Origin of the sequence: Nonomuraea antri, from assembly GCF_013283785.1 — a bacterium.
Taxonomy (GTDB): Bacteria; Actinomycetota; Actinomycetes; order Streptosporangiales; family Streptosporangiaceae; genus Nonomuraea; species Nonomuraea antri.
The window spans coordinates 1-12443 of record NZ_JABCPZ010000288.1; the positions used below are offsets into that span (position 1 = coordinate 1).

Consider the following 12443-nt stretch of genomic DNA (forward strand, 5'->3'; position numbering starts at 1 on the left):
GCACCTGCCGGCCCTCCCCCTGCCACGCCCGCCGCGACAACCCGACCTGCCCGCACGGAACCCCGCTGGCCTGCTGGCAGCGCCACACCCCCAGCGATCAGCAGCTCGGCCGGCCCCTATGCCCCGACTGCTACGACCACGACCACCACGTCGTGTGGAACCACCACGCCGGAGAACTCTGGCGCCGCACCAAGCAACACGCCGAACGACATCTCAACCAGCTCGCCCGCCAACGCGGCCTGCCCCGAGTCCGGCTCTCCCACGGCAAAGCCGCCGAATACCAAGCACGCGGCGCCGTCCACTTCCACATCCTGCTCCGCCTTGACGGCATCGACCCCGCCCAGCCCGACGCCATCACCCCACCCCCAGCCGGCATCACCACCGACGACATCACCGCCGCCGTCACCCTCGCCGCCACCACCATCGCCTGCACCACCCCATCCCATCCCGACCAGCCCGGCGGCTGGCACATCACCTGGGGCAGCCAGCACGAGATCCGGCCCATCACCCTCTCAGCCTCCGGCGACGCCCTCGACGACCAAGCCGTCGCCGCCTACCTCGCCAAGTACTCCACCAAAGGCACCGAAGCCACCGGCCACACCTCCCGGCGGCTCACCGCCGACACCATCGGCCTGTACGCCAACCCCACCGGCACCCACCCCGAACGGCTCATCGCAGCCGCCTGGAAACTCGGGCAGACTCCTGACTGGGCCGGACTGCGCAGGTGGGCCCACATGCTCGGCTTCGGCGGACACTTCCTCACCAAAGCCCGCCGCTACTCGATCACCTTCGGCTCCATCCGCGAAGAACGAGCCGCCTACAAGCGCGCACACGCCCTCAACACCGACCCCCCAAGGGCAGAGGGACACCCCAGCGCGACGCCATTTCAGCGTCAACACGACCTTGACACCAAAACCGGGGAAACCACCCTCGTCATCGGCTTCCTCACCTACGCAGGCACCGGCTGGCACACCACCGGTGACCAACTCCTCGCCAACACGGCAGCGGCCCAAGCCCGCGAACGCACCCGAGCAGGACGCGAAGAACTCGCCCACCAACAGGCATGCAGTTCGTCCACACCGCTCGCCGCCTGATCAACCTCAGACTGCGAACGGAGCACCACCGCAATGAACCCTGCCATCCAGCGAACCTGGAGCGCCGAAGACGTCTCGACTTTCCTCGGCGTGCCCGTTGCCACCCTGTACCAGTGGCGGCATCGAGGAATCGGCCCGAAGGCGGCCCGCGTCGGTCGTCACCTCCGCTATCTGGAGGAGGACGTCCTCGGCTGGTTCCGTCAGCAGCGAGATGCGGCCTGATGGCTCGCGTCCGTGATCTCTGGTTTCGGACTGTCACGGGATCGGATGATCAAAAGCACCGGCAGAAGACGAAGCGGCATCCCGACAACGGCGGCAGCAAAGAGGCCAAGCGCTGGCTCGCCATCTGGATCGGGCCAGACGGCAAGGAGGAGACGAAAGCCTTTACGACCAAAGCCCAGGCACAAAATCACGGGACGACCAAGGAGGCTGACCGACTCCGTGGCGTCTACGTCGACGAACGTAGGGGCAAGCTCCTGTTTCGTGAGTACGCCCAGAACAAGTGGCTGCCATCACAGGTGCACTTGAGGGCTAATAGCCTCGACACCTACACCGTCCACCTGAATGCGCATCTGATCCCGGCCTTGGGCGAAAGGCGAATCGGCAGCCTCACCAGGGCCGACATGAAAGCCGTCGTCGCGCGACTCAACAAGACCTTGGCCCCGACGACGGTGCACACCGTGTTCGCGGTCCTGCGTCTCGTCTTGCAAGCCGCTGTCGATGACGGCGACATCCCCAGCAACCCGTGCTCGCGCGTCCCCCTGCCGCGCATTGCGGCCCGCGTGGTTGAGCCCTTGCCGGTAGAGGCTGTCCTGGCCCTCGCCAACGTCATGACCCCTCGCTACAAACTGGCCGTGTGGCTCGGCTTTGGGCTCGGTCTCCGGCTGGGCGAGGCCCTCGGACTGACGGTCTCGAAGGTCCAGCCGGAAGCCAAGCGCGTCCAGGTTCATCGTCAAGCACAGAAAGGCGAATTGGTCGAGCTCAAGACCAAGGCGTCGCGTCGCACGTTGCCCATCGATGACCTCGTCCTCGCCCAGATCCAGGAGCACCAGACGCACTACTCACCTGGTCCGGAGGGGGTGCTCATTACCAACAGGTGCCGTCGTGTCGCTCAGCGAAAGTCGTTCAACGAATGCTGGCGTGAGGCCGTGGCAAAGGCCGGCCTCCCCAAGGGCACCCGGTTCCACGATCTGCGGCACTTCTACGCCTCCGGACTGATCAAGGCGAACCTCAACCCGAAGGTGATCCAGACTCGTCTGGGCCACGCCACCATCGCCGAGACGATGGACACCTACGGCCACCTCTTCCCGGACCAAGACGATCTCGGACGCGGGGCCATTGACGCGCTTCTGCTTCCGAAGCTTCCGGAACAGAGACGGAACAGGCAATCTTGACCACTGCTCCGCCCCTGGTCACAGGGGCGGAGAGAGACGAGTCGGCCTGTAGGCCGGGTTCTGTCCTTCGCGGGCGAAGGGGCGACCATCCATCTAGGGCCGCCGTTGCCGGCGGCCTCAAGCGGTCTACCCGCGCGGCTCGGGCGGGCAGCCCTCGAACGTCGCGCGCGGAACGCCCCGGAGGGCGTTCCTTCTTGACCTTGCTCCGGGTGGGGTTTACCTAGCCGCCCACGTCGCCGTGGGCGCTGGTGGTCTCTTACACCACCGTTTCACCCTTACCTCCCGGCACGCCGGGAGGCGGTTTGTTTTCTGTGGCACTGTCCCGCGGGTCACCCCGGGTCGGCGTTACCGACCACCCTGCCCTGTGGAGCCCGGACCTTCCTCGGCGGGCCCGGAGGCCCGACGCGGTCGCCCGGCCGACTCGTCTTGCGCAAGATTATCAAACCTCAAGCCATTCCCAACTCGACGACAAGATCCATCGGCTGAAATGGATCTCGTCACCACCTGAGGGGGGTGGTGGCATGCGCGGTCGTGCCGGGTGTTCTGGCGGCATCCGGCACGACCGCAGGCCACCGTTCGGGGGGTCAGCGCAGGTGTGAGGTGTCGTTGAACGACTTCACCACGGCCGGGCCGTCCGCGTAGTGCTCGATGAGCGACAGGCAGGCCAGGTCCAGGTGCATCCGGTAGAGCGACTCCGGCGGCGCCAGCAGCGCGAATCTGAGCAGCAGCTTGATGGGCGTCACGTGCGAGACGGCCAGGACGGTCTTGCCCTCGTACCGCTCCACCAGGCGTTCCCCCGCGGCCTTGACGCGGTGCGCCGCCGTGGTGAAGCTCTCGCCGCCGGGCGGTGCGGCGTCGGGGCCGGCCAGCCAGGCGGTCAGTTCGTCCGGCCACTGGCGCTGGACCTCGGTGAACGTGTGGCCCTCCCAGGCACCGAAGTCGGCTTCCCTGAGGTCGTCGTCCACCTCGACGGAGAGGCCGGCGCGCTGGGCGACGATCTCGGCGGTCCGCAGGGCGCGCCTGAGCGGCGAGCTGACGATCACGTCGGGACGGTACGGCTCGCGCGACAGCCGCTCGGCCGCCGCCGACGCCTGGGCCAGGCCGTTGGCGGTCAGTTCGGGGTCGCCCGTGCCGGAGAACCTGCGTTCCACCGACAGCGGGGTCTCGCCGTGCCTGAGCAGCAGCAGGGACGTGGCCACCCGGGTGGGCGCGGCCCAGCCGGTGCCCGCGCCCGTGCCGCGCTGCTGGGCGGCGGCCACCGCGGCGGCCGGGGCGGAGACGTCCCCGGTCCCGGTGGTGACGCCGGCGATGTCCAGGAGGTCGGTCTGTTCGGGTGAGGCGAGTGACGTCGAGGCCGTGGGGACCCGCGCGGAGACGCCAGGTGCGCCCGGTTCCGCGGCCGAGCCGCCGGCCTTCCAGGTCAGGCCCTTGGCGGCGGCGTCCATGGCCTCGTTGGCCAGCCGGTCGGCGTGTTTGTTGCGCTCGCGCGGGATCCACGTCCACTCCGTCACGCGCAGCCGCCTGGCCAGGGCCTGGGCTTCGAGCGCGAGCGGGCGCAGCCCCTCGTTCTTGATCTTCCAGCGGCCGGCCATCTGCTCGATGACCAGCTTGGAGTCCATCCTGACCGCGACGGGGACGCCCTCGCCGGCCAGTTCCAGCACGGACTTCAGTCCGGCGATCAGGCCGCGGTACTCGGCCACGTTGTTGGTGGTGACACCGATGGCCTCGGCCACCTCGGCGAGCACCTGGCCGTCGGCGGCGTCCATGACCACCGTGCCGTAGCCGGCCGGGCCCGGGTTGCCGCGCGAGCCGCCGTCGGCCTCGATGACGTACGAGGTCACAGGCCCGACTCTGCGGTGCGGACGAGGATGCGGCGGCACTCGTCGCAGCGCAGGACCTCGTCGTGCGGCGCGGCCTTGATGCGGTTCATCTCGGCGATGGACAGGGCCACCTTGCAGCCCTGGCACCGGCCGCCGTGCAGCATGGCGGCGCCCACGGTGTACTGGTCCTTGAGCTTCTCGTACAGGGCGAGCAGGTCGGCGGGGATCTCGCCGGCGACGGCGGTGCGCCGGCCACGCACCTCGCCCGCCTCCTTGTCGATCTCGGCGAAGGCGGCGTCGCGCCGGTCCTGGGCGGTGTCGCGGGCGGTGCCCACCTCGTCGCGCTGGGCCCTGAGGTCGCTGACCTTGGTGTCGGCGGCCTCGCGGCGCTCCATGATCTCCAGGACCACCTCTTCCAGGTCGCCCTGCCGCTTGTGCAGCGAGGTGATCTCGGACTGCAGGCCGGCCAGGTCGCGGGGCGAGGTCACCGCGCCGGAGTCGAGGCGCTTCTGGTCACGCTCGGCGCGGGTGCGCACGGTGTCGACGTCGTTCTCCGCCTTGGTCTGCTCGCGGGCCAGGTCGCCGGCCTCGGTCTCGGCCTCGATCACCTGCGTGGCGAGCCTGGCGTACTGCCTGGCGTGCTCCTCGATCTGGGCCAGCTCGGGCAGGGTGCGGCGGCGGTGGGCCAGCCGGTCGACCACGGAGTCGAGCTCTGCCAGGTCGAGCAGTCGCTTCTGGGCCTCAGGGGCTGCTTTCATGATCAATATCCTCTTGTCCAAGCATCGGTGACCGTGGCGGAGACGCGCGTCTCAACGTTAACGCCACTGGCGGCCAGGATGGACGCCGCGCTGTCGAGCCAGGGCCACTCGGTGGCCCAGTGGGCGGCGTCGATCAGCGCGGGCCCGCCCGTCTCGACGAACTCGCTGGCCGGGTGGTGGCGCAGGTCGGCGGTGAGGAACACGTCGACGTCGGCCGCGCGGGCCGCGCCGAGCAGGGAGTCGCCCGCTCCCCCGCTCACCGCCACCCGCCGGACCGGGCGCGCCAGGTCGCCGGCGACGCGGATGCCCCACGAGGTGCGCGGCAGGCGCTGGGCGGCCAGCGCGGCGAACTCGCCCAGCGTGGACGGCTCCGGCAGCTCGCCGACGCGGCCGAGCCCGCGCCAGGGGTCGTCGGGGAACGGCCGCAGCGGCACCAGGTCGCCGGCCAGGCCGACGGTACGGGCCAGGGCGTCGGACACGCCGGGGTTGGCGACGTCGGCGTTGGTGTGCGCGGTGTAGAGCGCGACGTCGTTCTTGATCAGCCGGTGGATCAGCCTGCCCTTGGGCGTGGTCGCGGCGACCGTGGTGGTGCCGCGCAGGTAGAGCGGGTGATGGGTGACGATCAGGTCGGCGCCCCACTCCAGCGCCTCGTCCGCCACCGCCGCCACCGGATCGACGGCGAACAGCACTCGCCGCACCGGCTGGGCGGGATCTCCGCAGACCAGGCCCACCGCGTCCCAGGATTCCGCCCGGGCGGGCGGGTAGGCCGCCTCGAGCTTCTCGATCACGTCCACTAGCGTCACTGCAGCCACGTGCGCAGACTATCGGCCTTCCGGCCGGTCCCGGTGGGCGCGGCGAGGGGTGTCGATGGAACGGGGTTCGGCGTACTGTAAGTGAATCCTGACACGGCGGAGGACGGCATGGCTCTCAGGGTCGCGATCATCGGCGCGGGGTTCGGCGGACTGTGCATGGCGATCCAGCTCGAACGGGCGGGGATCAGGTCGTACACGGTCTTCGAGAAGGCGGACGACCTCGGCGGCACCTGGCGCGACAACAGCTATCCCGGCGCGGGCTGCGACATTCCCTCCCATCTGTATTCGTACTCGTTCGAGAAGTACTCCAGCTGGACTCGCCGCTACCCGGAACAGCCTGAAATTCTCGGATACTTGACGCACTGCGCCGACAAATACGACGTCAGGCGAAAAATCCGGTTCGGCAGCGAAGTCCGCCGAGCCGCCTTCGACGGCACCACCTGGCACCTCACCACCGCGGGCCGCGACACCCCGGAGACGTTCGACGTCGTCGTCATGAGCGTGGGCCAGCTCAACCAGCCCCGCCTGCCCGACATCCCGGGAATGACGGAGTTCGCCGGCGTCTCCTTCCACTCCGCCCGCTGGAACCACGAGCACGACCTGACCGGCCGCCGCGTGGCCGTGATCGGCAACGGCTCGTCGGCCGCCCAGTTCATCCCGCGCGTCGCCGAGCGCGCCGCCCACCTGGACGTCTTCCAGCGCACCCCCAACTGGGTCATCCCCAAGCCGGACGCCACCTTCGGCCCGCTGGCCAGGCTCGCCTTCCACTTCGTCCCCGGGCTGCAGCGGGCCTACCGCGAATGGATCTACCGCTACGCCGAGGGCACCCTCTACCCGGCGCTCGCCCGGGGCTGGAGCTCGGGGCTGCTGGAGAAGCGGGCGCTGGGGCATCTGCGCGAGCAGGTCCCCGACGCGGAACTGCGCGCCAAGCTCACCCCCGACTACCCGCCGGGCTGCAAGCGGGTGGTCATCGACAGCTCCTTCTATCCGGCTCTGACCAGGCCGAACGTCGACGTGGTCACCGACAAGATCGCCCGGATCACGGCCGCGGGCGTCGAGACCACCGAGGGCCTGCGCGCGGCGGACACGATCGTCTACGCGACCGGGTTCAAGACCACCGAGTTCCTCACCCCGATCGAGGTCACCGGACTCGGCGGGCGCTCGCTCCAGGAGCAGTGGCGCGACGGGGCCGAGGCGTACCTGGGCATCTCGGTGGTGAACTTCCCGAACCTGTTCCTGCTGTACGGGCCGAACACGAACCTGGGGCACAACTCGATCGTCTTCATGATCGAGTGCCAGGTGAACCACATCATGGCGTGCCTGCCGCATCTGTCGCGCACCGGGCCGATGGAGGTGCGTCCAGAGGTGATGGCGGCCTGGCGCGGGCGGCTCGACGCCGCGATGGAGCGGATGGTCTGGGGCAACGGCTGCCAGAGCTGGTACAAGACGGCCTCCGGGCGCGTCACGAACAACTGGCCGGGCCCCACGACGTTGTACCGCAGGCTGACGTCCCGCCCGCCGCTGCCCGCTTACAGGTCCGTCACCTCCCAGTGAACGGGCCCGGTGATCAGGCGCGGCGTCTTCGTCCGCCGCGACGGAGACGCGGCCCCGGAATCGGAGCATCGGTCATGTCCTAGCGAGGCACGCTGACGGTAGCGTCCATCGCATGACGATGTCTCTGCACGAACGTGCCGTGGTGGCCGACACCCACAACGACCTGCTCATGGCCGTCTCGGCGCGGCCACCCGCCCAGTGGGCCGGGTTCTTCCGCGAGCGCTGGCTGCCCCAGTTGCGGGCCGGCGGGGTGAACCTGCAGGTGCTGCCGGTCTTCATCGACGACGGCTACCGTCCGGAAGGCGCGCTGCGTCAGACGCTGCGGATGATCGAGTGCGCGCACGTGCTCGCCGAGGGCAACCCGGACCACGTCGCGATCTGCCTGGACGCCGCCGACATCGACCGGGCCATCGACGCCGGCAAGATCGCGCTGCTGATCGCCCTGGAGAGCATGCCAGGCCTGGACGCCAGCGTGGAGCTGATCTCCACCGTGCACCGGCTGGGCGTGCGGGTGGCCTCGATCGCGCACTGGGGCCGCACCCCACTGGCCGACGGCAGCGGCGAGGACGCCACGGGCAGCGGCCTGACCTCGCACGGCGTCGAGGCGTTGGGCGAGATGGAACGGCTGGGCATCGTCTTCGACATCTCGCACCTGGGCGCGTCCGGCGTGGCCCACGTGCTGGAGCTGGCCACCAAGCCGGTGATGGCCACCCACTCCTCGGCCCGCGCGCTGCGCGACCACCACCGCAACCTCACCGACGACCAGCTCCGCGCGGTGGCCGCGAACGGCGGCGTGGTCTGCGTGAACTTCTTCGCCCCCTTCCTCACCGACCGCCAGGAGGACGTGCACCTCGATCGCCTGCTCGACCACATCGAGCACGTCGCGGACGTGGCCGGCATCGACCACGTCGGGCTCGGCCCCGACTTCATCCGCGAGGTCATGGACGACCTGACCCCGCCCTGCTGCGAAGGCGTCAACACCAGGGGCGTCGACCCGAAGTCGGCGATCCCCGGCCTGGAGGGCCCGTCCGGGCTGCCCATGGTCACCGAGGGCCTGCTCGCGCGCGGCCTGCAGGAGAAGGACGTAATCAAGATCATCGGTGGCAACGTGCACCGCTTCCTCGGGGAGCGGCTGGCGTGATCGACGACCTCGAAGAGCTGGTCCTGTGCGAATCGTTCTCCAGCGACCTGGAGGCGGTGGCGCGCAGCGCCAAGGTGGTGGCCGCGATGGGCGCCAGGCACCTGGGCGTCCAGCCGGAGTTCCTGGTGATCGACGGCGTCACCCACCTGCGCTGGACGTTCGGCACGCCCCGGGTGCTGCTGCTCGGCCACCACGACACGGTCTGGCCGATCGGCACGCTGCGCACGCATCCCTGGTCGGTGGTGGAGGGGATCGCGCGCGGCCCCGGCGTGTTCGACATGAAGGCCGGCCTGGTCCAGACGTTCCACGCGCTGGCCGGGCTCGACTCGCTCGACGGCGTCACGCTGCTGATCACCGGTGACGAGGAGGTGGGCTCGATCACCTCGTCCGCGCTGATCCAGGACACCGCGCGGGGGCTGGCGGCCACGTTCGTCATGGAGGCCAGCGCGGACGGCGGCGCGCTCAAGACCGCGCGCAAGGGCACCAGCCAGTACACGCTGACCGTGCACGGCAAGGCCGCGCACGCGGGGCTGGAGCCGGAGAAGGGCGCCAACGCCGGCGTCGAGCTGGCGCACCAGATCCTCGCCATCACCGGGATCGCGGCCGGCCGGACCACGGTCACGCCGACCGTGTTGTCCGGCGGCACCACGCTCAACACCGTCCCCGCGCAGGCCACGGTCGGGGTGGACGTGCGCGTGCCCAGCGTGGCCGAGCAGGCCAGGGTGGACGACGCCATGCGCGCGCTGGCCCCGGTGGTCCCCGGCACCCGGCTCGAACTGCTCGGCGGGCCGAACCGGCCGCCGCTGGAGACCGAGATGTCGGCCGAGCTGTTCGTGCTGGCCCAGGAGCTGGCCGGGGGGCTGGGGCTGGAGCCACTGGCGTCCGCGTCGGTGGGTGGCGCGTCCGACGGCAACTTCAGCGCCGGGGCGGGCTGCCGCACGCTGGACGGGCTCGGCGCGGTGGGCGGCGGCGCCCACGCCGACCACGAGCACGTCGTCGTGGCCGAGATGCCCCGGCGCACCGCGCTGCTGCGCGCGCTGATCGAGGCGGTCCGATGAGCGCCCACGACCGGGCCACCGCGCGCGACGAGGCCGGGGCGGCCGCGGCCAAGAGCGGGGTCGAGGTGCGCGAGCTGCACACGTTCGACGAGTTCGAGCAGGTCTTCCGGCTCTTCGACGACATCTGGCACCCCGGGCCGAACAACCCGCCCGTCACGGTGGAGCTGATGGTGGCCTTCTCGCACGCGGGCGGTTACGTGGCGGGCGCGTTCGAGTCGGGCACGCTGGTGGGCGCCTCGGTCGGGTTCCTGGCCGCGGGCGACACGCTGCACTCGCACGTGACCGGCGCGTCGATCGGCCGCGGCATCGGCTACGCGCTGAAGCTGCACCAGCGAGCCTGGTGCCTGGAACGCGGCATCAGCAAGGTGACCTGGACCTTCGACCCCCTGGTACGCCGGAACGCCCGGTTCAACCTGGCCAAGCTGGGCGCGGCGCCCGCGGAGTACCTGGAGGACTTCTACGGCGTCATGACCGACGCGATCAACGAGGGCGACGCCTCCGACCGGCTGCTCGCGCTCTGGCGCCTGGCCGAGCCCCGCCCGGCCCCGCCGCCCGGCGGCGAGGTCGCGGTGGGCGCGCGTGACGGGCGTCCGGTCGTGACCGGGGCGTCCGGTCCCGTCCTGCTGGTGGCGACGCCGCCGGACATCGAGACGCTGCGGCGGCGCGATCCTGCGGCCGCGCGCGAGTGGCGGCTGGCGGTACGAGACGTGCTCGGCGGCCTGATGGGCGCCGGCGGCCGGGTCGCCGGATTCACCTCGGAGGGCGATTACGTGGTGGTTAACTCGCGATTCGGATCTCTGTAATGTGACGGGTAGGCGAGCGAGCAAGGAGATCCGCATGGCGGAGTTCACCCCCACCGTTCCTGCGCGAGTCCTACCGTCCGTGACCGTACGCGATCTGCCCGAAGCGCCCACGTCGACCTGGCGCGTCATCGGCCCCGGCCTGGTCGGGGCCGGGGTGGGGCTCGCGTCCGGCGAGTTCATCCTCTGGCCGTACATCGCCTCCCAGGTCGGGCTGATCTTCATCTGGGGCGCGCTGATCGGCATCGTCACGCAGTGGTTCATCAACATGGAGATCGAGCGGTACACCCTGGCCACGGGTGAGACCGCGCTGACCGGGTTCAGCCGGATGTGGAAGCACTGGGGACTCGTCTTCGTGCTGATGACGCTGTGCTCGAACCTCTGGCCGGGCTGGGTGACCACGTCGGCCACCATGGTCACGTACCTGACCGGCACCGGCGCGGGCAGCGTCAGGTGGATCGCGATCGGCATGCTCGTGGTGATCGCGCTCGGGCTGACGCTGGCCCCGGTGATCTACACGGCCCTGGAACGGGTGATCTTCGTGAAGATCGCCCTGGTGGTCACGCTGATCGTGGTCGCGATCCTGTTCGCGATCACCGCCGAGAGCTGGGCCGAGCTGGGCAAGGGCCTGACCGTCGACGCCGGCTTCCCGGCCGACGAGCTCGGCTTCGCGGTGCTGATGGGTGCCATCGCGTACGCGGGCGCGGGCGGCGGCCAGAACCTGTGCCAGAGCAACTGGATCCGCGACAAGGGCTTCGGCATGGGCCTGTACGTGCCGCGCCTGGTCAGCCCGGTGACCGGGCACGAGGAAGCGGCCGCGTCGACCGGGTTCCAGTTCGCGCCGACCAAGGAGAACCTGGCCCGCTGGCGCCGGTGGTGGCGCTTCGCGAACGTGGAGCAGTTCTCCACGTTCGCCGTGGTGTCGTTCCTGACCATCGCGCTGATGTCGATGCTGGCCTACTCGACCGTGTTCGGGAAGCCGGGGCTGGCCAACAGCATCGCGTTCCTCCAGGTGGAGGGCCAGGCGCTGCAGACGGCGGTCGGGCCGTGGTTCGGGATCCTGTTCTGGGTGATCGGGGCGCTGGCGCTGTTCGCCTCGGCGATGGGCATCGTCGACTACACCTCGCGGCTCGCCTCCGACACGATCAAGACGGTCTACCTGCGGAACAAGAACATCTCGGTGAACCAGGTCTACTTCCTCACCGTCTGGGCGATGACGCTGGTCGGGATCGGGATCCTGCTGCTGGGCTTCGACCAGCCGCTGATCCTGCTGGTGTTCTCGGCGAGCTTCGCGGCCGTGATGATGTTCGTGTACTCGATCCTGCTGATCGTGCTCAACCGGCGGGCGCTGCCTGACGCGATCAAGGTCAGGTCGTACCGGCTGGGGGCGCTCGTCTGGTCGGTGGCGTTCTTCGGCACGCTGACCGTGCTGACCGTCGTCCAGCAGGCGCAGAAGCTGTTCGGCCAATCGTGAACGAGTGATCAACGGCGCGCGAGCCGACCGCCCACGACCTCTCCGCTTGACCTCAAGTCCAGTTGAGTTTGCACTCTGTCCGCATGAACGTTGTGGAAGTGACGCGGTTCGGGGGACCCGAGGTCCTCACGGTCAGGCGGGTCGCCGACCCGGTCGCCGGGCCCGGCCAGGTGGTCATCGGGGTGTCGGTGGCGGACGTGATGTCGGTCGACGCGCAGCTGCGTGCCGGGTGGGGGCGCGAGTGGTCCCCGCTGCGGCCGCCGTTCGTGCCGGGCACCGGGGTGGCCGGGCGGGTGCTGGCGGCCGGTGACGGGGTGGACCCGTCGTGGGTGGGACGCCGGGTGGCCGCGCTGCTGCCGTCCGGCGGCGGGTACGCCGAGCGGGCGGTGGCCGGCGTGGAGACGCTGGTCGAGGTGCCGGGCGAGGTGAGCATGTGGCAGGCCGCGGCGCTGATCCAGGTCGGGCCGGCGGCGCTCAGCCTGGTGGAGGCCGCCGGGCTGCGTCCGGGCACGCGGGTGCTGGTGACGGGGGCGGGCGG

12 protein-coding genes and 1 other RNA gene are annotated in these 12443 nt (G+C 70.3%); 9 read left to right on the top strand and 4 right to left on the bottom strand.

The features are described from left to right. From HII36_RS48725 to HII36_RS48735, 3 genes are all read left to right on the top strand, one after another. On the top strand, nucleotides 1–1094 hold a 1094-nt coding region (locus HII36_RS48725; protein WP_328808235.1), incomplete at its 5' end, for a replication initiator. A 33-nt stretch (nucleotides 1095–1127) separates the two neighbouring features. After that, entirely contained in the window at nucleotides 1128–1316 is a 189-nt protein-coding gene (locus HII36_RS48730; RefSeq protein WP_173530214.1) for a helix-turn-helix transcriptional regulator, read from the top strand. Beyond that, nucleotides 1316–2488 carry a tyrosine-type recombinase/integrase gene (locus HII36_RS48735; protein ID WP_173530215.1) on the top strand — a complete coding sequence of 391 codons (1173 nt, stop codon included), beginning with the start codon at nucleotides 1316–1318 and terminating at the stop codon, nucleotides 2486–2488. The genes HII36_RS48730 and HII36_RS48735 overlap by 1 nt, the downstream gene beginning before the upstream one ends. A 33-nt stretch (nucleotides 2489–2521) precedes the next feature. Here the strand turns inward: HII36_RS48735 and rnpB are convergent. From rnpB to HII36_RS48755, 4 genes are all read right to left on the bottom strand, one after another. Beyond that, an RNA gene (gene rnpB / locus HII36_RS48740) (RNase P RNA component class A) lies at nucleotides 2522–2912 on the bottom strand. 160 nt (nucleotides 2913–3072) lie between these two features. Then, on the bottom strand, nucleotides 3073–4329 hold the full coding sequence (locus HII36_RS48745; RefSeq protein ID WP_173530216.1) for a bifunctional RNase H/acid phosphatase: 1257 nt from the start codon (nucleotides 4327–4329) through the stop codon (nucleotides 3073–3075). Then, nucleotides 4326–5066: a zinc ribbon domain-containing protein gene (locus tag HII36_RS48750; RefSeq protein ID WP_173530217.1), complete on the bottom strand. Its 741-nt coding sequence runs from the start codon at nucleotides 5064–5066 to the stop codon at nucleotides 4326–4328. Before HII36_RS48750 ends, HII36_RS48745 begins: the two co-directional genes overlap by 4 nt. Before the next feature lie 2 nt (nucleotides 5067–5068). Beyond that, a complete protein-coding gene (locus HII36_RS48755) occupies nucleotides 5069–5869 on the bottom strand; it encodes a Nif3-like dinuclear metal center hexameric protein (protein ID WP_173530224.1) in 801 nt (266 codons plus the stop codon). A gap of 117 nt (nucleotides 5870–5986) precedes the next feature. Here HII36_RS48755 and HII36_RS48760 point away from each other — a divergent pair, with 117 nt between their 5' ends. From HII36_RS48760 to HII36_RS48785, 6 genes are all read left to right on the top strand, one after another. Next, nucleotides 5987–7432: a flavin-containing monooxygenase gene (locus tag HII36_RS48760; protein ID WP_173530218.1), complete on the top strand. Its 1446-nt coding sequence runs from the start codon at nucleotides 5987–5989 to the stop codon at nucleotides 7430–7432. A gap of 112 nt (nucleotides 7433–7544) precedes the next feature. Then, nucleotides 7545–8573, top strand: a complete 1029-nt coding sequence (locus HII36_RS48765; protein ID WP_173530219.1) for a dipeptidase — start codon at nucleotides 7545–7547, stop codon at nucleotides 8571–8573. Further along, the gene (locus HII36_RS48770; protein WP_173530220.1) at nucleotides 8570–9631 is read left to right on the top strand and encodes a M20 family metallopeptidase; all 1062 of its coding nucleotides are present in this window, start codon (nucleotides 8570–8572) and stop codon (nucleotides 9629–9631) included. The genes HII36_RS48765 and HII36_RS48770 overlap by 4 nt, the downstream gene beginning before the upstream one ends. Next, a complete protein-coding gene (locus HII36_RS48775; RefSeq protein ID WP_173530221.1) occupies nucleotides 9628–10434 on the top strand; it encodes a GNAT family N-acetyltransferase in 807 nt (268 codons plus the stop codon). The genes HII36_RS48770 and HII36_RS48775 overlap by 4 nt, the downstream gene beginning before the upstream one ends. A gap of 34 nt (nucleotides 10435–10468) precedes the next feature. Further along, entirely contained in the window at nucleotides 10469–11905 is a 1437-nt protein-coding gene (locus HII36_RS48780) for an Nramp family divalent metal transporter (protein ID WP_173530222.1), read from the top strand. An 83-nt stretch (nucleotides 11906–11988) separates the two neighbouring features. After that, nucleotides 11989–12443 (top strand): alcohol dehydrogenase catalytic domain-containing protein (locus HII36_RS48785; protein ID WP_173530223.1); only part of this gene is annotated, 455 nt, incomplete at its 3' end.